General features: G+C 65.9%; 18 protein-coding genes and 2 rRNA genes. 16 read left to right on the top strand and 4 right to left on the bottom strand.

All coding sequences use genetic code 11. The features are described from left to right. Positions 1-348 precede the first annotated feature (348 nt). Together MRBLWH12_RS08590 and rrf are read left to right on the top strand one after the other, a co-directional pair. Positions 349-3,452: ribosomal RNA gene (locus tag MRBLWH12_RS08590) — 23S ribosomal RNA — on the top strand. Between the two features lie 107 nt (positions 3,453-3,559). After that, a 5S ribosomal RNA gene (gene rrf, locus MRBLWH12_RS08585) occupies positions 3,560-3,676 on the top strand. Positions 3,677-3,789: 113 nt separating this feature from the next. On the opposite strand, the gene MRBLWH12_RS08580 is transcribed toward rrf, so the two are convergent. Next, positions 3,790-4,563, bottom strand: coding sequence for an IclR family transcriptional regulator (locus tag MRBLWH12_RS08580; RefSeq protein WP_414684952.1), 774 nt, complete (start codon positions 4,561-4,563; stop codon positions 3,790-3,792). A gap of 52 nt (positions 4,564-4,615) precedes the next feature. On the opposite strand from MRBLWH12_RS08580, the gene hutH reads away from it, so the two are divergent. Genes hutH through hutI form a run of 3 tightly spaced genes read left to right on the top strand, consistent with a single transcriptional unit; the run spans position 4,616 to position 8,962 of the window. Further along, positions 4,616-6,157 carry a histidine ammonia-lyase gene (gene hutH / locus MRBLWH12_RS08575; protein WP_363548210.1) on the top strand — a complete coding sequence of 514 codons (1,542 nt, stop codon included), beginning with the start codon at positions 4,616-4,618 and terminating at the stop codon, positions 6,155-6,157. Then, positions 6,150-7,799 (top strand): urocanate hydratase, encoded by a 1,650-nt coding sequence (gene hutU, locus MRBLWH12_RS08570; RefSeq protein ID WP_363548208.1) that lies wholly within the window; start codon positions 6,150-6,152, stop codon positions 7,797-7,799. Before hutH ends, hutU begins: the two co-directional genes overlap by 8 nt. Continuing rightward, the gene (gene hutI / locus MRBLWH12_RS08565) at positions 7,799-8,962 is read left to right on the top strand and encodes an imidazolonepropionase (RefSeq protein ID WP_363548206.1); all 1,164 of its coding nucleotides are present in this window, start codon (positions 7,799-7,801) and stop codon (positions 8,960-8,962) included. The genes hutU and hutI overlap by 1 nt, the downstream gene beginning before the upstream one ends. Here hutI and MRBLWH12_RS08560 read toward each other — a convergent pair. Together MRBLWH12_RS08560 and MRBLWH12_RS08555 are read right to left on the bottom strand one after the other, a co-directional pair. Next, positions 8,959-9,348, bottom strand: a complete 390-nt coding sequence (locus tag MRBLWH12_RS08560) for a YrdB family protein (protein ID WP_363548203.1) — start codon at positions 9,346-9,348, stop codon at positions 8,959-8,961. The two genes, hutI and MRBLWH12_RS08560, sit on opposite strands and share 4 nt — an antisense overlap. A gap of 1 nt (position 9,349) precedes the next feature. Next, entirely contained in the window at positions 9,350-10,627 is a 1,278-nt protein-coding gene (locus MRBLWH12_RS08555) for a DUF445 domain-containing protein (protein WP_363548200.1), read from the bottom strand. 34 nt (positions 10,628-10,661) lie between these two features. On the opposite strand from MRBLWH12_RS08555, the gene MRBLWH12_RS08550 reads away from it, so the two are divergent. Further along, complete coding sequence (locus tag MRBLWH12_RS08550; RefSeq protein ID WP_102191548.1) at positions 10,662-10,934, top strand: metal-sensitive transcriptional regulator; 273 nt, start codon at positions 10,662-10,664, stop codon at positions 10,932-10,934. Positions 10,935-10,979: 45 nt separating this feature from the next. On the opposite strand, the gene MRBLWH12_RS08545 is transcribed toward MRBLWH12_RS08550, so the two are convergent. Further along, positions 10,980-12,524: an amino acid permease gene (locus tag MRBLWH12_RS08545; RefSeq protein ID WP_363548197.1), complete on the bottom strand. Its 1,545-nt coding sequence runs from the start codon at positions 12,522-12,524 to the stop codon at positions 10,980-10,982. A gap of 159 nt (positions 12,525-12,683) precedes the next feature. On the opposite strand from MRBLWH12_RS08545, the gene MRBLWH12_RS08540 reads away from it, so the two are divergent. From MRBLWH12_RS08540 to MRBLWH12_RS08495, 10 genes are all read left to right on the top strand, one after another. Beyond that, on the top strand, positions 12,684-14,039 hold the full coding sequence (locus MRBLWH12_RS08540; protein ID WP_363548194.1) for a glutamine synthetase family protein: 1,356 nt from the start codon (positions 12,684-12,686) through the stop codon (positions 14,037-14,039). Beyond that, positions 14,020-14,778, top strand: a complete 759-nt coding sequence (locus MRBLWH12_RS08535; protein WP_407357911.1) for a gamma-glutamyl-gamma-aminobutyrate hydrolase family protein — start codon at positions 14,020-14,022, stop codon at positions 14,776-14,778. The genes MRBLWH12_RS08540 and MRBLWH12_RS08535 overlap by 20 nt, the downstream gene beginning before the upstream one ends. Then, a complete protein-coding gene (locus tag MRBLWH12_RS08530; RefSeq protein ID WP_363548188.1) occupies positions 14,775-16,136 on the top strand; it encodes an aldehyde dehydrogenase family protein in 1,362 nt (453 codons plus the stop codon). Before MRBLWH12_RS08535 ends, MRBLWH12_RS08530 begins: the two co-directional genes overlap by 4 nt. Before the next feature lie 60 nt (positions 16,137-16,196). Next, complete coding sequence (locus MRBLWH12_RS08525; RefSeq protein WP_363548185.1) at positions 16,197-16,976, top strand: 3-oxoacyl-ACP reductase; 780 nt, start codon at positions 16,197-16,199, stop codon at positions 16,974-16,976. After that, on the top strand, positions 16,973-17,710 hold the full coding sequence (locus MRBLWH12_RS08520) for a FadR/GntR family transcriptional regulator (protein ID WP_363548182.1): 738 nt from the start codon (positions 16,973-16,975) through the stop codon (positions 17,708-17,710). The genes MRBLWH12_RS08525 and MRBLWH12_RS08520 overlap by 4 nt, the downstream gene beginning before the upstream one ends. Before the next feature lie 164 nt (positions 17,711-17,874). After that, positions 17,875-19,035 (top strand): ABC transporter ATP-binding protein, encoded by a 1,161-nt coding sequence (locus MRBLWH12_RS08515; protein ID WP_363548179.1) that lies wholly within the window; start codon positions 17,875-17,877, stop codon positions 19,033-19,035. Between the two features lie 50 nt (positions 19,036-19,085). Beyond that, complete coding sequence (locus MRBLWH12_RS08510) at positions 19,086-20,267, top strand: polyamine ABC transporter substrate-binding protein (RefSeq protein ID WP_341973993.1); 1,182 nt, start codon at positions 19,086-19,088, stop codon at positions 20,265-20,267. Then, positions 20,260-21,144 carry an ABC transporter permease gene (locus tag MRBLWH12_RS08505; RefSeq protein WP_363548176.1) on the top strand — a complete coding sequence of 295 codons (885 nt, stop codon included), beginning with the start codon at positions 20,260-20,262 and terminating at the stop codon, positions 21,142-21,144. Before MRBLWH12_RS08510 ends, MRBLWH12_RS08505 begins: the two co-directional genes overlap by 8 nt. Next, positions 21,141-21,995: an ABC transporter permease gene (locus MRBLWH12_RS08500; RefSeq protein WP_363548174.1), complete on the top strand. Its 855-nt coding sequence runs from the start codon at positions 21,141-21,143 to the stop codon at positions 21,993-21,995. The genes MRBLWH12_RS08505 and MRBLWH12_RS08500 overlap by 4 nt, the downstream gene beginning before the upstream one ends. Before the next feature lie 2 nt (positions 21,996-21,997). Beyond that, the gene (locus MRBLWH12_RS08495; protein WP_363548172.1) at positions 21,998-23,641 is read left to right on the top strand and encodes an amidohydrolase; all 1,644 of its coding nucleotides are present in this window, start codon (positions 21,998-22,000) and stop codon (positions 23,639-23,641) included. Positions 23,642-23,660 lie beyond the last annotated feature (19 nt).

The raw sequence follows: 23,660 nt of genomic DNA, 5'->3' as shown, positions 1-23,660 counted from the left end.
TTGACATGGTGCGATCGATGAGAGTTTCTTCTAGTACACCGCTTGCGGTTGGAACGGGGAGGGTTTCGGATGTTGCATCTGCACGCTGTTGGGTCCTGAGGGACCGGATGAGCTTTGACCTTTCGGGGTTGTGAGCGCAGTCGGTTACTCTGGGCCTCTTTCTGTTTCCCCCGGTTTTGTGGGGTTGTGGATTGGGGCACCGCCCGTACTTTGAGAACTACACAGTGGACGCGAGCATCTTGCAATGCACTCTTTGAGTGTGTTGCACAAGATGATCTTAAAGATCATTAGTCAATTTCAGATCCAGTTTTAGTGACTGGGTCGAGTTTTTGATTCAAACTCATGTGATTTCAAGTCTTTAAGAGCAAACGGTGGATGCCTTGGCATCTGGAGCCGAAGAAGGACGTAGCAATCTGCGATAAGCCTCGGGGAACTGATAAGCAAGTTTTGATCCGAGGGTGTCCGAATGGGGAAACCCCGCTGGGCGGCGTGCCGACCTAGTGACTCCCGCCTGAATATATAGGGCGGGTAGAGGGAACGTGGGGAAGTGAAACATCTCAGTACCCACAGGAAGAGAAAGCAACCGCGATTCCGTTAGTAGTGGCGAGCGAAACCGGAACAGGCTAAACCTAGCGTGTGTGATAGCCGGCAGGTGTTGCACGTTGGGGGTTGTGGGACTTTTCAGTCATTTCTGCCGAGATGGCGGCGTTACAAGAAGGTATAGACGAACGGTCTTGAAAGGCCGGTCATAGAGGGTGCCAACCCCGTAGTCGAAATGCCTCTCTTGGCGCGAAGAGTATCCCAAGTAGCACGGGGCCCGAGAAATCCCGTGTGAATCTGTCAGGACCACCTGATAAGCCTAAATACTCCCAGATGACCGATAGCGGACAAGTACCGTGAGGGAAAGGTGAAAAGTACCCCGGGAGGGGAGTGAAATAGTACCTGAAACCGTTTGCTTACAAACCGTTGGAGCCTCCTTAGTAGGGGTGACAGCGTGCCTTTTGAAGAATGAGCCTGCGAGTTAGCGATATGTGGCGAGGTTAACCCGTGTGGGGTAGCCGTAGCGAAAGCGAGTCTGAATAGGGCGATTCAGTCGCATGTCCTAGACCCGAAGCGAAGTGATCTATCCATGGCCAGGTTGAAGCGACGGTAAGACGTCGTGGAGGACCGAACCCACTTAGGTTGAAAACTGAGGGGATGAGCTGTGGATAGGGGTGAAAGGCCAATCAAACTTCGTGATAGCTGGTTCTCTCCGAAATGCATTTAGGTGCAGCGTTGCGTGTTTCTTGCCGGAGGTAGAGCTACTGGATGGCCGATGGGCCCTACAAGGTTACTGACGTCAGCCAAACTCCGAATGCCGGTAAGTGAGAGCGCAGCAGTGAGACTGTGGGGGATAAGCTTCATAGTCGAGAGGGAAACAACCCAGACCACCAACTAAGGTCCCAAAGCGCGTGCTAAGTGGGAAAGGATGTGGAGTTGCTGTGACAACCAGGAGGTTGGCTTAGAAGCAGCCACCCTTGAAAGAGTGCGTAATAGCTCACTGGTCAAGTGATTCCGCGCCGACAATGTAACGGGGCTCAAGCACGCCACCGAAGTTGTGGCATTGACATTATTGGTAGGCCTTCGTGGTCCAGCCGTGTTGATGGGTAGGAGAGCGTCGTGTGGCCAGCGAAGCGGCGGTGTGAACCAGCCGTGGAGGCTACACGAGTGAGAATGCAGGCATGAGTAGCGAATGACGTGTGAGAAACACGTCCTCCGAAAGACCAAGGGTTCCAGGGTCAAGCTAATCTTCCCTGGGTAAGTCGGGACCTAAGGCGAGGCCGACAGGCGTAGTCGATGGACAACGGGTTGATATTCCCGTACCGGCGAAGAACCGCCCAAGCTAATCCAGTAGTGCTAAGTGTCTGAATCCCAGTGACTGATCCCTTCGGGGTGACGCTCTGGGCCTAGCGCACGACCCCATTCTGGTGCGGTTAGCGTATTAACAGGTGTGACGCAGGAAGGTAGTCCAGCCGGGCGATGGTAGTCCTGGTGCAAGTGCGTAGGCCGAGTCGTAGGCAAATCCGCGACTCACATAGGCTGAGACACGATGCGGATAAAAAGTGGATGATCCTATGCTGCCAAGAAAAGCATCGACGCGAGGTTCAAGCCGCCCGTACCCCAAACCGACTCAGGTGGTCAGGTAGAGAATACCAAGGAGATCGAGAGAATCGTGGTTAAGGAACTCGGCAAAATGCCCCCGTAACTTCGGGAGAAGGGGGGCCTTCGGCGTATAGGGATTTACTCCCAAAAGCGTTTGGAGGCCGCAGAGACTAGTGGGTAGCGACTGTTTACTAAAAACACAGGTCCGTGCTAAGTCGCAAGACGATGTATACGGACTGACGCCTGCCCGGTGCTGGAAGGTTAAGAGGACCGGTTAGCCGCAAGGCGAAGCTGAGAATTTAAGCCCCAGTAAACGGCGGTGGTAACTATAACCATCCTAAGGTAGCGAAATTCCTTGTCGGGTAAGTTCCGACCTGCACGAATGGCGTAACGACTTCCCAACTGTCTCAACCGCGAACTCGGCGAAATTGCATTACGAGTAAAGATGCTCGTTACGCGCAGCAGGACGGAAAGACCCCGTGACCTTTACTACAGCTTGGTATTGGTGTTCGGTGTGGCTTGTGTAGGATAGGTGGGAGACTTTGAAGCGTGGACGCTAGTTCATGTGGAGTCATTGTTGAAATACCACTCTGGTCACTCTGGATATCTAACTTCGAACCGTAATCCGGTTCAGGGACAGTGCCTGGTGGGTAGTTTAACTGGGGCGGTTGCCTCCCAAAAAGTAACGGAGGCGCCCAAAGGTTCCCTCAACCTGGTTGGTAATCAGGTGTCGAGTGTAAGTGCACAAGGGAGCTTGACTGTGAGACTGACAGGTCGAGCAGGGACGAAAGTCGGGACTAGTGATCCGGCAGTGGCTTGTGGAAGCGCTGTCGCTCAACGGATAAAAGGTACCTCGGGGATAACAGGCTGATCTTGCCCAAGAGTCCATATCGACGGCATGGTTTGGCACCTCGATGTCGGCTCGTCGCATCCTGGGGCTGGAGTAGGTCCCAAGGGTTGGGCTGTTCGCCCATTAAAGCGGTACGCGAGCTGGGTTTAGAACGTCGTGAGACAGTTCGGTCCCTATCCGCTGCGCGCGTAGGAAATTTGAGAGGATCTGACCCTAGTACGAGAGGACCGGGTTGGACGAACCTCTGGTGTGTCAGTTGTTCCGCCAGGAGCACCGCTGATTAGCTACGTTCGGGATGGATAACCGCTGAAAGCATCTAAGCGGGAAGCCGGCCTCAAGATGAGATTTCCATACCTTCGGGTGAGAGGCTCCCAGCCAGACTACTGGGTTGATAGGCCAGATGTGGAAGCACGGTAACGTGTGCAGCTGACTGGTACTAATAAGCCGATGACTTGATAACACACCCGTTTGTTGGTGCTACGCGTCCACTGAGTGGTTCTCGATGTACGGTCGAGAACCACATAACAATGACTTTGTTATGTGTTTTGATTGAAACATCAATAGTGTTTCGGCGGCCATAGCGTGAGGGAAACGCCCGGTTACATTCCGAACCCGGAAGCTAAGCCTCACAGCGCCGATGGTACTGCAGGGGGGACCCTGTGGGAGAGTAGGACACCGCCGGACTTCTTTTAAGCAAATGGCCACCCATCGTTGGGTGGCCATTTCGCGTTAACAACACAACCAGGAGAGCGACCCGAGAGGGTGGCTTTTCTGCGTTAACGTCGCAGCACGCGCGCTCACCTCTTCAATCGGGACTCCAGAAGCGCGGCTGTCTCTTTGACGGACTCAGCCAGTTGCTGTTCGTCTACGTCGTCTCCGCCCCAGGTGACGGCCACCGCGGCCACCGGCCAGCCGGAGTGGTCGCGCACGGCGGCGCCGACCGATCGAAGTCCGTCGGCGATTTCGCTGTCCTCGACGGCGAAGCCGCGGGCTCGTACTTCACGGAGCAGCTCGCGCAGCTCACCAGGTGTGCGAGGTCCACGGCCAGTGCGATCCGGAAACGCAGAGGCATTCGGATAGAGCGCTCTGACCTGCTCCCTCGGAAGCACGGCGAGCATCGCCCGTCCGCTGGCCGTGAGGTGCGCCGGCAGACGGACGCCCACCTCCGTCACCAGCGCCGGTCGTCGGGGCGCGCGTTCCTCGACGATGTACAGCACGTCACCGCCGCTCATGACGGCGAGGTGTGCGCTTTCTCCGAGTCGATCCGAGAGGGCCCCGACCAGCGTGCGGCCGAGTCGCGCCAGAGGTTGCTGGCGTGCGTATCCGCCGGCGAGTTCGAACGCTGAGGTACCGAGGCCCCATCGACGCTCCTCGCTCAGGTGCAGCACGAACCCGTGCGCCGACAGTGTCGACAGGAGGTGGTAGACGGTCGAGCGGGGCAGTCCGAGCTCACGGGCGATCGCCGATGCGGCCACCGGTGCGGGGCGGCCGGCCAGGTATCGGAGAATGCGAAGCGTGCCGTCGGCCGCGGGGACCTGAGCGGTCTCGGCTTTGTCTGGGATCACAGACACAGGATGTCATGAACCGCTGTCGGCGTCGAGCTGTCGGGTGTGGAATCGAAGCATGAGTGATCTGCCTTCCGTTCTCGTCGGCCACCAGCCGCTGGCCCCCGCCGATGTCGTCGCGGTGGCCCGCGACGGCGCACCCGTGGTCATCGCCGCCGAGGCGCTCGACCGCGTCGCGCACACGCGCAACGTCATCGACGGCCTTGCCGCTGATCCGCACCCGCACTACGGCGTCTCCACCGGCTTCGGCGCGCTGGCGACCACGTTCATCGCCCCCGATCGCCGGCTGCAGCTGCAGGCCAGCCTGATCCGGTCGCACGCCGCCGGCACGGGTGCTGAAGTCGAGCGCGAGGTCATCCGCGGGCTGCAACTGCTCCGCCTGCAGACTCTTGCCTCAGGGCGCACCGGTGTGCGTCCGATCGTCGTGGAGACCTACGCCGCGATGCTCAACGCCGGAGTGACCCCGGTGGTGCGTGAGTACGGTTCACTCGGGTGCTCAGGTGACCTTGCGCCTCTCGCGCACATCGCCCTCGCCGCGATGGGGGAGGGTGAGGTCAGGGACGCCGCCGGTGCACTGCGTCCGGCATCCGAGGCACTGACCGCCGCCGGTATCGAGCCGGTCACGCTGGTCGAGAAGGAGGGGCTCGCGCTCATCAACGGCACCGACGGCATGCTCGGAATGCTCGTGCTCGCGCTGCACGACCTGGAGGCGCTGCTCGTCACGGCCGATATCGCCGCCGCGATGTCGGTCGAATCGCAGCTCGGCACCGATGCGGTGTTCGCCGCCGACCTGATGGCTCTGCGTCCACAGGAAGGGCAGGCGACGTCGGCCGCGAACCTGCGCGCGTTCCTCTCGAATTCGCCCATGGTCGCCAGCCACAAGGGCCCGGATGACGGACGTGTTCAGGATGCGTACTCGCTGCGCTGCTCGCCGCAGGTGCACGGCACCGCCCGCGACACCATGGGCTACGCCGCGATGATCGCCGGCCGCGAACTCGCCAGCGTCATCGACAACCCGGTGATCACCGTGGATGGGCGGATCGAGTCGAACGGGAACTTCCATGGTGCACCGGTCGCCGCCGTCCTTGACTTCCTGGCCATCTCGGTCGCCGATGTCGCCTCGGTCTCCGAGCGACGGACCGACCGTGCGCTCGACCCCGCGCGCAGCCACGGACTTCCGCCGTTCCTCGCCGACGAGGTGGGTGTCGACTCCGGTCTCATGATCGCTCAGTACGCCGCGGCCGGCATCGTCTCGGAGCTGAAGCGCCTCGCCGTTCCGGCATCCGTCGACTCGATTCCCTCCTCCGCGATGCAGGAGGACCACGTGTCGATGGGGTGGGCAGCTGCTCGCAAGCTCCGTCGCGCGATCGACGGGCTCGGCCGGGTGCTCGCCATCGAGATCCTCACTGCGGCCCGCGCACTCGACCTGCGCGCACCGCTCGAGGCAGGGCCGGCCACCGGCGCGGTCCGCGACCTCGTCCGCACCGTCGCCGCCGGTCCTGGCCCCGATCGCTTCCTGTCCCCGGAGATGGAAGCCGTCACCGAACTCGTCCAGTCGGGCGCTGTCGCCCGCACCGCAAAGGAGTACGTGAATGTCTGAACCACGCAACATCCGCGCAGCGCGCGGCAACGTGCGCACCGCGAAGAGCTGGGGCGCAGAGGCTGCCAAGCGCATGCTGATGAACAACCTCGATGCCGAGGTCGCCGAGCACCCCGAGGACCTCGTGGTCTACGGCGGCACGGGGAAGGCCGCGCGCAGCTGGGAGGCGTACGACGCGATCATCCGCACCCTCGACGAGCTGGAACCCGACGAGACGCTGCTCGTGCAGTCCGGCAAACCCGTCGGTGTCTTCCGTACGCATGAGTGGGCACCGCGCGTCCTCATCGCCAATTCCAACCTCGTCGGCGACTGGGCGACCTGGCCTGAGTTCCGCAAGCTCGAAGAGCTGGGTCTGATCATGTACGGGCAGATGACCGCCGGATCATGGATCTACATCGGCACCCAGGGCATCCTGCAGGGTACCTACGAGACCTTCGCGGCCGTCGCCCGTTCGCTCGGGCGTGACTCCCTCAAGGGCACGCTCACCCTCACCGGTGGAGCCGGTGGCATGGGCGGCGCCCAGCCGCTGGCCGTGACGTTGAACGACGGCGTCGTGCTGATCGTCGACGTCGACGAGTCGCGTCTCTCGCGCCGCGTCGAGCACGGCTACCTCGACGAGTACACCACCGACCTCGACGCCGCGGTGGCCCGCGTCATCGCCGCCAAGGACGCGGGCGAAGCGCTCTCGGTGGGTGTCGTCGGCAACGCGGCAGAGCTGTTCCCCGAACTGCTCCGCCGCGGTGTGCCGATCGACATCGTGACCGATCAGACCAGCGCGCACGACCCGCTCGCGTACCTGCCCATCGGGATCTCGGTCGCCGACTGGAAGGCCGAGGCCGAGCGGGACGCCGAGGAGTTCACCCGCCGTTCGCGGGAGTCCATGGCCGCGCAGGTCGCCGCGATGGTGGCCTTCAAGGATGCCGGTGCTGCTGTCTTCGACTACGGCAACTCGATCCGCGCCGAAGCGGTTCTGGGCGGCTTCGACCGCGCCTTCGAATTCCCCGGGTTCGTGCCGGCCTACATCCGGCCGCAGTTCGAGGAGGGCCGTGGGCCGTTCCGGTGGGCGGCGCTCTCCGGCGACCCGGAAGACATCTACAAGACCGATCGCGCGATCGCCGAACTGTTCCCCGAGGACAAGGCGCTGCACCGGTGGCTGGAGAAGGCAGGCGAGAAGGTGCACTTCGAGGGCCTGCCCGCCCGCATCTGCTGGCTCGGCTACAAGGAACGGCACCTCGCCGGCCTCAAGTTCAACGAGATGGTGGCATCCGGTGAACTGAAGGCGCCGATCGTGATCGGCCGTGACCACCTCGACTCCGGGTCCGTCGCCTCGCCGTACCGCGAGACCGAGTCCATGAAGGACGGCTCCGACGCGATCGCCGACTGGCCGCTGCTGAACGCGCTGCTGAACACCGCCTCCGGAGCCTCCTGGGTGTCCCTGCACCACGGCGGAGGTGTGGGCATCGGCCGCAGCATCCACGCCGGTCAGGTATCGGTCGCCGACGGCTCCGCGCTTGCCGCGGAGAAGCTCGAGCGGGTGCTCACGAACGATCCGGGTACCGGGGTCATGCGTCACGTCGATGCCGGCTACGAGCACGCCAAGGATGTCGCCCGCGAGCGCGGCCTCAAGGTGCCGATGTTGTGATGAGCACGCTGATCACGAACATCGGGGAGCTGACGACCAACGTCGCAGCCGACGGCGACCTCTGCGGCACGCTGCGTGATGCGGCGGTGCTCATCGAGGACGGGCGGATCGCCTGGGTGGGCCCATCCGCACAGGCGCCGGCGGTCGCAGAAGTCGTCGACGCCGACGGGCGGGCGATGATCCCGGGCTTCGTCGACAGCCACAGCCACCTCGTCTTCGCCGGGGACCGCGCTGTCGAGTTCGAGTCGCGGATGGCGGGGCAGAAGTATGCTGCCGGCGGCATCCGCTCGACCGTCGCGGCGACGCGTGCCGCCTCGGAGGAGGAACTGCGGGGCCGGTTGCGCGGCTTCCTCGACGAGATGCTCGCCCAGGGCACCACGACGGTGGAGATCAAGAGCGGCTACGGGCTGGACGTCGAGACGGAGGAGCGCCTGGTGCGCCTCGCCGCCGAGGTGACGCCCGAGGTGACATTCCTCGGCGCGCATGTGGTTCCGGCCGAGTATGCCGATCGTGCGGACGAATACGTCGATCTCGTGACGGGGCGGATGCTGGATGCCTGCGCCCCGCATGCGAAGTGGATCGACGTCTTCTGCGAGACCGGGGCTTTCACCGTCGAGCAGTCGCGTCGGGTGCTGGAGGCGGGCATCGCTCGCGGACTGGCGCCGCGCGTGCATGCGAGCCAGCTGGGCCCGGGGGAGGGCGTGCAGCTCGCCGTCGACCTGGGTGCCGCATCCATCGATCACGGCACGTACCTGACGGACGCCGATGTGGCGGCTCTCGCCGCGTCCGACACCGTGCTCACACTGCTGCCCGGTGTCGAATTCTCGACCCGCCAGCCGTATCCCGATGCCCGTCGCCTCATCGATGCCGGCGTGACGGTCGCGCTCGCCTGCGACACGAATCCGGGATCGAGCTTCACCTCGTCGATGCCGTTCTGCATCGCCGTCGCGGTGCGCGACATGGGCATGACGCCCGCCGAAGCCGTATGGGCCTCGACGGCCGGTGGAGCACGAGCCCTGCGACGCGACGACATCGGCGTCATCGTCCCTGGTGCGCGCGCCGATCTGGTGCTGCTGGACGCGCCGACGCGCATCCACCTCGCCTACCGGCCCGGTGTGCCGCTGGTGTCCCACGTGTGGAAGGACGGCGTCGCGATCCGCTAGGTGACGCGTTGCGCCCCTCTGCGCGGTGTGAGCACAGCGATGGCGATGCGGTCGACGGCCCAGACCACGAAACCGATGATCGCCGAGACACCGAGTCCCGTCAGGGACAGCGCCAGGGCGACGCCGACGAAGAGCACGGCTTCGAGTGCGAGCTTCATCGGCTCCGGAAGGACGAACCGAGCCCGCGGCGAGAGCAAGAGGCCCCAGACGACGGCGACGGCGACCGGGGCCACGACGGCCGCGACCCATCCCCACGGACCGGGAACCAGTCGCCACGCTGCGACCGCTGCGCCGGCGAGAAGGGCGAGTTCGATGAGGAACCTCGCGACGAGGGCCGTCGCGAGGAGCGGCGACGCGTTGTCGAGGGGGTTCGCCGGCGGGGTCACGTCAGACGCCGGGGATCAGTGCGTGGGCGATCGCGAAGATGGCGAGGCCGGCGAGGGCGCCGACGAAGGTGCCGTTGAGTCGGATGTACTGCAGGTCACGCCCGACCATGAGCTCGATCTTCTCCGTCGTCTCGGCCGGATCCCAGCGTTCCACGGTGTCGGTGATGATCGAGGCGATGTCGTGCCGGTACCGGTCGACGAGGAACACGGCCGCATCGGCGACCCAGGTATCGACACGTCGCTGCAGGCCGTCATCCGTCGTGAGGCGTGCGCCGATCTCCTGCAGCGCCTGCGTTGCGCGGCGTCGCAACCCGCTCTCGGGATCGGCGAGAGCGGTGAGCAGCCCGGCCTTCGCGGTGTTCCATGCTTCGGCGGCCAGAGCGCCGACCCGAGGGCTGTCGAACAATGTGGACTTGGCATTCTCGAGCTTCGCCCGGGTCACGGGGTCGTGCTGCAGGTTGTCGGCGAGGCGGGCGAGGTATCCGTCGACGGCGAGCCGGGCCGGATGCTGCGGGTCGGCCTGCACCGCATGCACGAAGCGCAGCGCCTCGTTGTAGGCGGTCTCGTCGACGAAGCGGTGTGCGAGCTTGGGGACCCACGAGGGGAGTCGCCGGGAGATGAGGCCGTGGAAGGCCACGGCATTGGCGTCGAGCCAGGTCGCGATACTGTCCACCGCGAGGTCGACGGCGCCGTGGTGCGCATCGGCCTCGACGATCTTGCCGAGCCAGACCCCGGCCGGCGGCCCCCATTCCGGGGAGACCAGGTGCTCGCGGGCGAGGTCGGTGATCAGATCGCGGACGTCGTCGTCGCTGAGCGCGTTCAGTACCGCGGTGGCGACGGCTGCGCCCTCGGTGGCCACGCGTTCGGCGTGGGGTGCTTGGCGGAGCCATTCGCCGGCGCGCAGCGCGATGGCGGTGCTGGAGAGCTTCGTGCGCACGACGGATGCTTCGAGGAAGTTCGTCTCGACGAACTCCCCGAGGCTGCGGCCGATCTCATCCTTGCGACTCGGAATGATCGCGGTGTGGGGGATCGGCAGGCCCAGCGGCCTGCGGAACAGGGCGGTGACGGCGAACCAGTCCGCGAGCGCGCCGACCATGCCGCCCTCGGCAGCAGCGCGCACGTAACTCAGCCACGGCTGTCGCTCCTGCAGCCAGAACGCCACGACGAAGACGACCGCCATGAACACGAGCGCGCCGAGCGCGACCGCTTTCATGCGGCGCAGGGCGCGGAGGCGCACCTGGTCAGCGGGGGAGAGCTGCGTCATCGGGGTTCGCGGCATGACGTCATCCTTTCATGGCGACTAACCTCGAACCGTGATCGAAGACATCAAGAAGCGTGCATTGCACCGCACCAGCATCCTCGAAGGCCAGATGCGCGGAGTCGCGCGGATGATCGAGAACGAGGAGTACTGCATGGACATCATCACGCAGTCGCGTGCGATCCAGCGGTCTCTGGAATCGTTGAACCGTCTGCTCCTGGAGAACCACCTCCGCACCCATGTCACGCACATGTTCGAGCATGGCGGCGAGGAGCGCGACAAGGCGGTGCTCGAGTTGTTGAAGGCGTTCGACTTCGATTCGAAGTAGGCCGCGCCCCCGCGTGGGGCCCATTTCGAATCGAAGACGGTCGGCCTACTTCGTACCGAAGACCTCGCCCTCCATCGCGTCGTAGCCCTCGGCCTGCGGGTCGCCGTGCGTTCCACCGGAGAGGGCGTACTCCTCTTCGGGGGAGAGCACCAGACGGTGACGGAAGAACAGTCCGAACCCGACCAGGATGATGACGTAGACGATCGCGATGGCGATGATCGCGGGCCCGAACGTCGGGTTCAGCAGGAAGCCGACGAAGATGAGCGCGGCGATCACCAGGGCGATGACGGCTCCGGGGATGCCCCACGGGCTGCGATACGGGCGGTCGGCGTTCGGGTACTTCTTGCGCAGCACCATGAACGACACCAGCTGAAGCGCATAGGCGAGCACCGCTCCCCACACCGCGATGTTCAGAACGATCGCACCTGCCACGGATCCGGCGCCTTCGGCGTCGACGGCGGCGAGGACATCCAGCACGATCAGGGCGACGAACCCGATCGCCGCGCCGACGACCAGAGCGACCCACGGTGTCTGGCGCTTACCGGTGAGCGAGAGGAACCGAGGGTAGTAGCCGGCCCGGGACAGCGAGTACATGTTGCGGCCGTAGGCGAACATGATCCCCTGGAGCGAGGCGAGCAGACCGATCAGGGCGAACAGGGCGAGGACGGCGGCCATCTGATCGCCGACGATCGCGCGGAAGCCGTCGAGGAGAGGTTCGCCGGCCACGCCGGTCGCCTCGGCACCGAGGATGCCGGTGTTCAGGAACAGGACGAGGAGGCCGGTCACGATGAGCGTGCCGCGGGCCCAGAACCCGGCCTTGGGAATGTCGCGGGTGGGGTTGTGCGACTCTTCGGCGGCGAGGGGCAGCTCCTCGATTCCGAGGAAGAACCACATCGCGAACGGGAGCGCGAACAGGATCGGGAGTACGCCGTGCGGGAGGAACGCCGTCTGTCCGGGATCGGGCGCGATGTTCCAGAGCGAATCCCAGGAGAAGGCGCCGGAGAAGGCGGCCATCACCGAGAAGACGAGGATGATGCCGATCGAGATGATGGAGACGATGATCGCGAAGCGGAACGAGATCGCGGCTCCGGCCGAGTTCAGGGCGATGAAGACGACGTAGAGGATGATGTACCACGCCCATCCCGGCAAGGTGAAGTCGAGCAGTTCGCTGGTGATGCCGTTGGCGTAGGAGGCGGAGAAGTAGACGATCACCGCCGTCGTGGCGACGTACTCGATCGTCTCGGCGGCGCCGGTGACGAGGCCGCCCCACGGGCCCATGGCCGAGCGCGCGAACGAATAGGCGCCGCCGGTGTGCGGCATCGCGGCGGCCATCTCTCCGATCGAGAAGATCATGCCGTAGTACATGAGCACCAGGATCGCGAAGGCGATGAGCATTCCGCCGAAGCCGGCGAAGTCGATGCCGAAGTTCCATCCGGAAAAGTCTCCGGAAATGACTGCGGCGACTGCGAGACCCCACAGCCCCCACACTCCGGCGGATCGCTTCAGCGTCCGCTTCTCGAAGTAATCGCTGCCGGCGCGGGTATAGGTCGCGCCACCGACCTTGCGCGACCCAGTTTTCTGCTCAGACATCCGGTCTCCATTCGCATGCAGTCAGGCGCCGACTGCACCTAGCGCCCGATTGTGGCATCCAATGGTGGATTCGTCTACCTTTAAACCCGGAAGGTGTTCTACTCTGAGGGCGGAGCCGGTCGGCTGATCGCTCCACCGCACACAGGACAGGAGCGTCAGATGTCGGGAAACCTGAGCATCGAGCAGCTGGATGCCGGCATCGGAGCCGGCGAGATCGATACCGTGATCGTGGCCTTCGCCGACGCCCAGGGGCGGCTGGTGGGCAAGCGGGTCTCCGCTCGACTGTTCCAGGAGGACATCCTTCACCACGGCGCCGAGGCGTGCGACTACCTGCTCTCGGTCGACGTCGACATGAACACGGTCGACGGCTACGCGATGTCGGGCTGGGATCGCGGATACGGGGACATGGTGCTGCGCCCGGATGCCGAGACTCTCCGCCGCATGCCCTGGCTGCCCGGTACCGCGCTCGTGATGGCAGACCTCGTCTGGCAGAACGGCGAACCGGTCGGCCCATCGCCGCGCGCGATCCTCGATCGGCAGCGCGACCGCCTGGCCGAGCGCGGCTGGACCGCCTTCTCCGGTACCGAGCTCGAGTTCATCGTGTTCGAGAACACCTACCGCGATGCCTGGGCGCGCAAGTACGAGGGGCTGACGCCCGCGACGGACTACAACGTCGACTACAACCTCCTCGCCTCGACCCGCATGGAGCCGCTGCTGCGCGACATCCGCAACGGCATGGACGGTGCGGGGATGTATTGCGAGGGCGTCAAGGGGGAGTGCAATTTCGGTCAGCAAGAGATCGCGTTCCGCTACGCGGAGGTGCGGGAGACCGCCGATCAGCACGCGATCTACAAGAACGGCGCGAAGGAGATCGCCGAGCAGCACGGACAGGCGCTGACGTTCATGGCCAAGTTCAACGAGCGCGAAGGCAACAGCTGCCACATCCACCTCTCCCTCCGCGACCAGGACGGAACGCCGGTGATGGCGGGCGATGGCGAGCACGGGTTCAGCCCGATCATGGAGCACTGGATCGCCGGCATCCTGGCGACCCTGCGCGAATTCACGCTGCTGTACGCGCCGAACATCAACTCGTACAAGCGATTCGCGAAGGGCAGCTTCGCCCCGACCGGGGTGGCCTGGGGGATCGACAACCGCACCTGTGCGCTGCGGGTGATCGGCAGCGGTTCCGCGCTCCGCGTCGAGAACCGGGTGCCGGGTGGCGATGTGAACCCGTACCTGGGAATCTCGGCGATCATCGCAGGCGGACTGCACGGCATCGAGAACGAACTGGCGCTGCCCGAGCGCTTCACCGGCAACGCCTACGAGGCGGGCGTCGATCACCTGCCGACGACGCTGCGCGAGGCCGCGCAGCTGTTCAGCGAATCGCGGATCGCACGCGATGCGTTCGGCGACGACATGGTGGAGCACTATCTGAACCAGGCGCGTATCGAGGTCGAAGCCTATGATGCCGCCGTCACCGACTGGGAGCGCGTCCGTGGCTTCGAGCGACTCTGACGTGCGATCCGCGCCTCGCATCGGCGTCAGCACGTATCTGGAACGCGCCCAGCAGGGTGTCTGGGATGTGCGCGCGGCGTTCCTGCCCGATGTGTATCTCAACGCGGTCACCGCATCCGGTGGCGTCGCCCTGCTGCTGCCTCCACAGGCCGAGCAGGTCGCCGACATCGCGGTGGCGGGTCTGGATGGTCTGATCCTCACCGGCGGTGCCGACGTGCAGCCGGAGCTCTACGGGGCCGAGCGTCATCCGCAGACGGATGCGGCGCGAGTCGACCGTGACGCCTGGGAACTGGCGCTGTTCCGCGCCGCTGAGCGCCGGCGGCTCCCCGTGCTCGCGATCTGCCGCGGCCTGCAGCTGGTGAATGTGGCCAGAGGTGGAACGCTGCAGCAGCATCTGCCGGAGTCCCTCGGCACCGATCGCTATCGGATCGGCGGCGGCGTGTTCGCCGAGAACGAGGTGGCCATCGAGGCGGAGTCGACGCTCTCGCAGATCCTCGGAGACGAAACCTACCCGGTGCACAGCTACCACCATCAGGGCATCGGGCGACTCGGCGACGGCCTTGCCGTCAGCGCACGATCCGACGACGGTCTCGTGCAGGCGTTCGAGGGCGTCGGCGACGGATACCTCGTCGGCGTCCAGTGGCATCCGGAGGAGAACACCGACGACCGGCGGCTCTTCGAAGATCTCGTCTCACAGGCTCGCGCGTTCGCTGCGCGGCAGAAGGAGGAAACGCGATGAGCGCGTTCACTGTCATCAACCCGTCCACCGGCGCGCCGATCCGCGACATCACGCGCGCGGGCGTCGACGAGACGGATGCCGCGATCGCACGCGCCGTCGCCGCGCAGCGTCGCTGGGCGGCCCTCGCGCCGCTCGCGCGCGCTGATGCCCTGCGTGCGTTCGCCCGCGCCGTCGAAGGTGCGGTGGAGGAGCTGGCGCAGCTGGAAGTGCTGAACTCGGGGCATCCGATCTCCTCGGCGCGGTGGGAGGCTGCGCATGTCGCCCAGGTCCTCAACTACTACTCCGCCGATCCCGAGCGGCTGTCCGGACGACAGATCCCTGTCGCGGGCGGCCTCGATGTGACCTTCCATGATCCATACGGCGTCGTCGGTGTCATCGTGCCGTGGAACTTCCCGATGACGATCGCCTCCTGGGCGTTCGCGCCGGCGCTCGCCGCGGGCAACGCCGTCGTGCTGAAGCCGGCCGAGCTCACACCGCTGACGGCCATCCGCCTGGGCGAACTGGCCATCGAAGCGGGGCTGCCCGCGGGGCTGCTCGAGGTCGTCACGGGATCCGGATCGGTCGTCGGGCAGCGGCTGGTCGAGCATCCGGATGTGCGCAAGGTGGTCTTCACCGGCTCGACCGAGGTCGGGATCGAAGTGGCTGCCGGATGCGCCAGGGCGCTGAAGCCCGTGACGCTCGAGCTCGGTGGCAAGAGCGCCAACATCGTCTTCGCCGACGCCGACCTCGAGCGCGCTGTGGCCGCTGTTCCCGGGTCGGTGTTCGACAACGCGGGGCAGGACTGCTGCGCCCGCAGCCGTCTGCTCGTGCAGCGATCGGTGTACGACCGCTTCCTGGAGATGCTCGAACCCGCGGTGGCATCGTGGCGGGTCGGCGACCCCGGCAGCGCGGACACCGACATGGGGCCCCTCATCTCGGCGAATCACCGCGACACTGTGTCGTCGTTCCTCGACGACGCGAACATCGCCTTCCGAGGGTCAGCACCCGCAGGCGACGGCTTCTGGTTCGCGCCGACCGTGGTGCTGGCAGACCCCACCGACCGGATCGCGCAGCAGGAGGTGTTCGGACCCGTCGTCGCGGTGATGCCGTTCGAAGACGAGGCCGACGCGATCCGTCTCGCCAACGACACCGTCTACGGGCTCGCCGGATCCGTGTGGACCGAGAACCTCGGCCGCGCGGTGCGGGTCGCGCGCGGCGTGCAGAGCGGCGTGCTGTCGGTGAACTCCCACTCCTCGGTGCGCTACGCGACACCGTTCGGCGGCATGAAGGCGTCGGGTCTCGGGCGCGAACTGGGACCGGATGCCGCCGAGCATTTCACCGAGACCAAGAACGTCTTCTTCGCGACCGATGCCCTCTGATCGCGTCGCCTGCCCTCTCACCAGAACCTCTCACCCGAACCTCTCAACCGGAGAACACACATGAGCATTGATCTGACCCAGCGACTCAAGGATCGCGTCGCCATCATCACCGGCGGGGCGAGCGGTATCGGCTTCGCGACCGCCAAGCGGTTCGCCGCCGAAGGGGCGTTCGTCGTCATCGCCGACGTCGATCCGACCACCGGAGAGGCGGCCGCGGCCGAGATCGGCGGAGCGTTCCGTTCCGTCGACGTCGCCGACGAAGCCAAGGTGAACGCGCTGTTCGACGGCGTCGCCGCCGAGTTCGGCCGGATCGACATCGCCTTCAACAACGCCGGCATCTCGCCGGCCGACGACGACTCGATCGAGACGACGGAGCTGCCGGCGTGGGACCGCGTCCAGGATGTGAACCTGAAGAGCGTGTACCTGTGCAGCCGGGCCGCGCTCCGGCACATGGTTCCGGCCGGTCGAGGGTCGATCATCAACACCGCCTCATTCGTCGCGCTGCTGGGATCCGCGACCTCGCAGATCAGCTACACGGCCTCGAAGGGCGGCGTGCTGGCGATGTCGCGTGAGCTCGGTGTGCAGTTCGCTCGCCAGGGCATCCGGGTGAACGCACTCTGCCCTGGGCCGGTCAACACGCCGTTGCTCCAGGAGCTCTTCGCCAAGGATCCGGAGCGCGCGCAGCGTCGTCTCGTGCACGTGCCGATGGGCCGTTTCGCCGAGCCCGAGGAGATGGCGGCTGCCGTGGCGTTCCTCGCCTCCGATGACTCGTCCTTCATCACCGCCAGCGCCTTCGTCGTGGACGGCGGAATCAGCAACGCCTACGTGACCCCGCTATGAGCATCGATCTTCCGGGTGCAGACGGCGGCGACCTCGCCGAGGTGCGTCGGGCGGTGTATCGACCGCTTCGCCGTGGGAACGCCCTGGAGGACACGGTGGCCCGCCTCGTGCAGACCATCCGCCTCGGCGTCGTCGCTCCGGGGGACTCGTTGCCGCCCGAGCGGGAACTCGCGGCGTCGTTCGGGGTGAGCCGCGACACCGTGCGCGACGCGATCCGTGAACTGGCCGACACCGGTTATCTGCTGCCGAAGCGAGGTCGCTACGGCGGCACATTCGTCGCGGATCCGCTCCCGCAGCCGTCGGTTGCGGGAGCGGTGACGTCCGTCGAGCTCGATGACGTCCTCGGGCTCCGTCTCGTGCTGGAGGCCGGGTCGGCGCACGCGGCTGCGAGCAGGACTCTGGATGCCGCGACCAGGGCGGAGCTGTGGGCACGGCACGAAGCCGCACTGCCTGCGGGGCCGGAGGAGTATCGGCGCCTGGACACGCTGTTCCATCTGGCGATCGCCGAGGCCGCCGGGGTGCCGTCGCTGGTCGCGCTCGTCGCTGAGAACCGGGCCGGCGTCAACGCCTGGCTCGACACCTTTCCGCTGATGCCCCGCAACATCCAGCATTCCGGAGAGCAGCACGAGCGCATCGTCACGGCGATCCTCGCCGGTCGCCCCGACGCCGCGGAGTCGGCGATGCGCGATCATCTCGCCGGTTCCGAAGCGCTGCTGAGAGGCTTCCTGATCTGAAGTCCAACGGGTGCGAGATCGAGCAAACTCGGTCCTAATCGGAGGTGCACTGCCGATTAGGCGACGAAAACCGTTGCGATCATGTTAACTCTCTTCTGTTTTCGCTATGCGCCGCACGGATCCTGTGTCAGACTGCGGCCAACGATTCCGACGGCGGAGGTTCCATGACCGGCACAGTGCCAGCGTCGACCATGACGCGCGATGCGGCGACAGACGCGGGTGGCGTCAGCATCGAAGGCGTCACCAAGCTCTACGGCAGCGCCAAGGCGGTCGACGACCTCACGCTCGACGTCCGACCGGGTGAGTTCCTCTCTCTCCTGGGGCCATCCGGCTGCGGGAAGACGACGACGCTGCGGATGATCGCCGGTTTCGAGTATCCGGACGCCGGTGACATCCGCATCTCCGGACGCAGTGTGCTGAATCTGCCGCCCCACCGTCGCGAGGTGAACACGGTCTTCCAGGCATACGCTCTGTTCCCACACCTGACCGTCGCCGAGAACGTCGCCTACGGTCTCCAGCAGCGCCGCGTGCCGAAGGCCGAGCAGCGCATCAGGGTCGGCGAGGCGCTCGACATGGTGCAACTGCGCTCGTTCGCCGACCGCAAGCCGACCCAGCTCTCGGGCGGCCAGCAACAGCGCATCGCCCTCTCCCGTGCGCTCATCAACCGGCCGAGCGTCCTCCTGCTGGATGAGCCGCTCGCCGCTCTCGACCGTCAGCTGCGCGAGGAGATGCAGCTCGAGCTCAAGCTGCTGCAGGCGCGATTGGGTACGACCTTCGTCTTCGTCACGCACGATCAGGCGGAGGCACTGTCGATGAGTGACCGGATCGCCGTGATGCGGGCGGGACGCATCGAACAACTCGACGCTCCGGCCGCGATCTACGCTGAGCCGGCTTCCGCGTACGTCGCCTCGTTCATCGGACAGCAGAACTTCATCCCCGGCACCGTGCATTCGGACGGCGCCGCCGTCGATACGGCGCTCGGCGTGCTTCCCGGGAGATGGGGCGGTGAGGTGGTGGCCGCCGGCCGGGCGGCGGTGGCGGCGATCCGCCCCGAGTTCATCCGCCTCGAGGATCCGCTGAGACAGGGTGACGGCGTCCGGGGAACCGTCCTCGGCGTCTCCCACCTCGGGGAGACCCTTCAGGTGCTCGTCGACGTCGGCCTGGAGCAGAAGATGCTCGTGCGCACGCCGGCACCCGCCGCCCCGGTCCTTCAGCCCGGTGACGACATCCGCTGCGTCTGGGATGCCGCCGACGTGCGCCTGTTCGCCGCCGAAGGCGCACCGAGTACGGCGACGCACGTGATCAATCTGCCCGCGCCCGCCTGACCGCATCCGACTCCTTGACCCGACACAACCGACCCACACAGGGGAGTGCCATGAACGACTTCAACAGCATCCGCATCCTCGCCGACAGCAACGCGGCGCCGCTTCTTCGCCGCGAGCTCTCGCGCCGAGGTTTCATGGGAACGATGATGGCGCTCGGTGCCGCGGGCCTTCTGACCGCCTGCGCGCCCGGCGGACAGGGCAAGCCGGCCGCGCAGGCGACGGGCGGCACCCTGGAGGATTCGCTCTCGATCTACAGTTGGGGCGAGTACGACGCCCCCGAGGTCGTCGAGGCGTTCACGAATGAGCACGGCGCCAAGGTCGTCATGGACACGTTCGCCTCCAACGAAGAGATGATCGCGAAGCTGGTCGCCGCGAAGGGCACCAGCGGCTACGACCTCGTCGTGCCCACGGGGGTGTTCATTCCGCAGATGATCGAGAACGGTCTGCTGGCGAAGCTGAACCTCGATCTCATCCCGAACATCGAGCACATGGATCCTGCGTTCCTCGGGCGGGAATGGGACCCGAAGAACGAGTACTCGATCTGCAAGGCCTGGGGTACGACCGGCTTCGTCTACGACAAGACCGTCATCACCCGCCCGCTCACGACCTGGAGCGACTTCATCGACGCGGCCCAGAACGAAGCGTCGGGCAAGACCTCCGTCCTCGATGACCCTTCTCCGCTGTGCGGCATCTACTACTGGGCGAACGGGATCGATTGGACCACCACGGACCCGGCCGACCTCGACGCCTGCGAGGCGTTCCTGGTCGGCGAGCTCGCCCCGCATATCTCCGCCTTCGACTCCTACCCCGGTGGGGCTGCGATCCCGCAGGCGTCTCATGTGCTGATGCAGGCGTGGAACGGCGATGCGCGCATCGGCATCATGGAGTCACCGGACCCCGACCGTTGGCAGTGGGTCCTGGGCGCGCCGGACACCGAACTGTGGATGGACAACTGGGCGCTGGTCACGGGGGCGCCGCATCCGGAGGCCGCGCACGCCTTCCTCGATTTCATCCTCACCCCGGAATCGCAACTCGCCCAGGTCGACTACATCGGCTATGACACCGGAGCGGCCGGGATCAGAGCCGCGGCAGAGGCAGCCGGGTTCGAGCGACTCGACATGGTCTTCTTCGACGAGGCGCAGATCGAGACCATGCACGAGGGCAAGGTCGGAGAGGCGCAGGCACGGGTCGTCGAGATCTGGAATGCCACAAAGGCCGCCGCGGGTGCGTAGCCCCCGGTTCGCGCTCGCCGTTCCCGCATGGGCGTGGCTGCTGGCGTTCTTCGTCGCGCCCATCGGAATGGTCGTCTGGTTCAGCTTCGGCTACAAACCGGGCATCTTCGGCACCCACGCCAATGACGTCCTCTCCTTCGACCGCTACGTCGAAGCGCTCTCTCCGACGTTCTTCACCACGTTCCAGAACACGCTCTGGGTCGGTGTGCTCGGCACACTGCTGTGCCTGATCATCGGGATGCCGGTGGCGTACTGGATGGCGGTGAAGGCGCCGCCCGAGCGACGGGGGCTGCTGCTCGCGCTGGTCATGGTGCCCTTCTGGACGAACTTCCTGGTGCGCACGCTCGGCTGGCAGGTCATCCTCGCCCCGGAAGGCTGGCTGTCGACCCTGCTGCAGGGCATCGGCGTCACCGATGGTCCCCTCGAAGTGCTCTACACCCGCGCCGCCGTGCTCATCGGCGTCGTGTACAACTACCTGCCGCTGATGATCCTGCCGCTGTTCGTCGCCTTCGACCGGGTGAGCACGCCGCTGCGCGAGGCGAGCAAGGACCTCGGAGCGAATGCGGTGAGCACCTTCCTCCGGGTCACCGTGCCGCTCGCCCGCCCCGGCATCATCGCCGGCGTGCTGCTGGTGTACATCCCGCTGATGGGCGACTACATCACCGCGACCGTTCTCGGCGGCGCGCAGGGCAACATGATCGGGCAGCTCGTCGCGAGCCAGTTCGGCACCGCGCAGAACTGGGCGCTCGGATCCGCGATGGCGGTGCTGCTGATCATCGTCATCATGCTGTCGATCGGCATCGCGGCCGTGCTGATCTGGGTAGCGACGCTGCCGTTCCGATCGCGCAGTCGCCTCATCCTGGGGGAGGGATCATGACTCGCAATGCCCGGCGAGGGCAACTCGGCAATCGCCTGCTCGCGGTGTGGTCGGTGATCGTCTTCGCGTTCCTGTTCCTGCCGATCATCGTGATCATCGCCTACTCGTTCAACTCCGGGCGTCTCCTCGTCGCCTGGGAGGGGTTCAGCATGGCCCCGTTCGCCGCGATCTTCGAGAAGCCGGTGATCCGTGACGCGGTGATGGTGTCGATCCGCACCGGACTCATCGCCGCGGTCCTCGCGTCGCTGCTGGGCACGCTGGCCGGTATCGCCATGGCGCGGCGGCCCGGGCGCTGGGTGTGGTGGTTCCTCGGGCTGCTCCTGCTGGTGTCCGTGACTCCGGAGATCGTGGATGCCGTGGCGCTGCTGCCATGGCTCGTCTTCCTCGGACAGGACCTCGGGATCAGCCTGTTCAGCGACGGCACGGCCCGCCTCGTCGTCGGCCATTCGCTGTTCTCGGTCGCGATCGTCTCCTACATCGTGCGGGCGCGTCTGGTCGGGCAGGATGCTCGTCTCGAAGAGGCATCCGCAGACCTGTACGCCACACCGCTGCGGACCTTCATGAAGATCACGCTGCCGCTGGCGATGCCTGCGGTGCTGGCCGGCGTCCTGCTCTCGTTCACCCTGAGCCTGGACAACACCGTGGCCTCGGCGTTCGTGCAGGTCTCCGGCACGACGCCGTGGCCGGTCTACGTCCTCTCCGCGCTGCGCAGCGGATTGCGACCAGAGATCGCCGCGGTGTCGACGATCATGCTCGTGCTCACGCTGATCTCGCTCGCCCTGGTGGCACTCGTCCTCAAGCGTGCGGGCGACTCCGCGACGCAGATCGCCCGCACGATGGCCGGAGGCTGACCATGACCCACGCAGACCTCGTCTTCCACGGCGGTAGGGCGTTCCTGTCGGACGCCGCGCGCTCGACCGCTCGAGCTGTGGCCGTCACCGGTGGACGCATCAGCGCCGTCGGTCACGACCTGTCCGCGCTGATCGGCCCGCGCACCGAGGTGATCGATCTCGCCGGCCGTCTGCTGGTCCCCGGGTTCCAGGATGCCCATGTGCACCCGGTCTGGGGCGGCCTCGACATGCTCCGCTGCGATCTCGCCCCGCTCGCGACCCGAGACGAGTACCTCGCTCGTATCGCCGAGTACGCGGGTGCGCATCCGGATGACGACTGGATCCTGGGCGGCGGTTGGCAGATGTCCGCCTTCCCCGGCGGCACGCCGACCGCGGCCGACCTCGATACGGTCGTGCAGAATCGTCCCGCGTTCCTCCCGAACCGCGACGGGCACGGGGCCTGGGTGAATTCCCGCGCCCTGGAGCTGGCGGGGATCACGCGGGAGACCCCGGACCCCGCCGACGGGCGGATCGAGCGGGATGCCGCAGGCAACCCCAGCGGGACCCTGCATGAGGGAGCCATGGGGCTCGTCAACCGGCTGCTTCCGCCTGAGCCTCTTTCGCGGCTGCAGGAGGCGCTCCTCAAGGGGCAGCAGTACCTGCACTCCTACGGTGTCACCGCCTGGCAGGACGCGATCGTCGGGACCGAGTACGGTGATGCCGGCGACCCCCTGCCCGCCTACGTCGCAGCCGGGTCATCCGGTGCCCTGACCGGGCGCGTCCTCGGCGCGCTCTGGTGGGACCGCTCGCGCGGTCTCGAGCAGATCGACGACATCGTGGCGCGGCGTGCCGCCAGCACCGCGGGGCGATTCTCCGCGCGCAGCGTCAAGATCATGCAGGACGGCGTCGCCGAGAACTTCACCGCGGCGATGCTCGAGCCGTACTGCGACGGTCATGGGCATCCGCGCGAAGACTCCGGCATCTCCTTCGTCGAGCCGGAACTGCTGAAGGAGGCTGCCAGCCGCCTGGACGCACTCGGCTTCGCTCTGCATTTCCACGCGATCGGCGACCGTGCCGTGCGCGAGTGCCTGGATGCCGTCGAGGCGGCGCTGGGTCGGAACGGCCCGCGCGGCAACCGTCATCACATCTCGCACATCCAGGTCGTGCATCCTGACGACATCCCGCGTTTCCGTGCCCTCGACGTGACGGCCAACATGCAGATGCTGTGGGCGACGCTCGAGCCGCAGATGGTCGACCTCACGATCCCGTTCCTCGGCGACACGCGATCGGCCTGGCAGTACCCCTTCGGGGACCTCCTCCGCTCCGGGGCCGCGCTCGCCGCGGGGAGCGATTGGTCGGTCAGCACGCCGAATCCGCTTGCGGCGATCCACGTCGCCGTCAATCGCCGGTCGGCGCCGACCGAGTGGGAGGGCGACTACGACCCTTTCCTGCCCGAGCAGGCGATCGACCTCGGCACCGCGCTCGCCGCCTATACGGCAGGCTCCGCGCGGGTGAACCACCTGGACGAGACCGGCACGATCGCCGTCGGCATGCTCGCCGATCTCGCGCTGCTCGATCGCGATCCCTTCGAGCATCCCGCCGAGGAGATCGGCCTGACCGAGGTGCTGGGCACCTGGGTCGAAGGGGAGCGCGTCTACGAGGCGTGACTCGGTCGCTGTGCTCCCT

It is taken from the genome of Microbacterium sp. LWH12-1.2, from assembly GCF_040675825.1.
In the GTDB taxonomy this organism is placed as follows: Bacteria; Actinomycetota; Actinomycetes; order Actinomycetales; family Microbacteriaceae; genus Microbacterium.
This window is presented reverse-complemented; position numbering and strand designations above follow the sequence as displayed.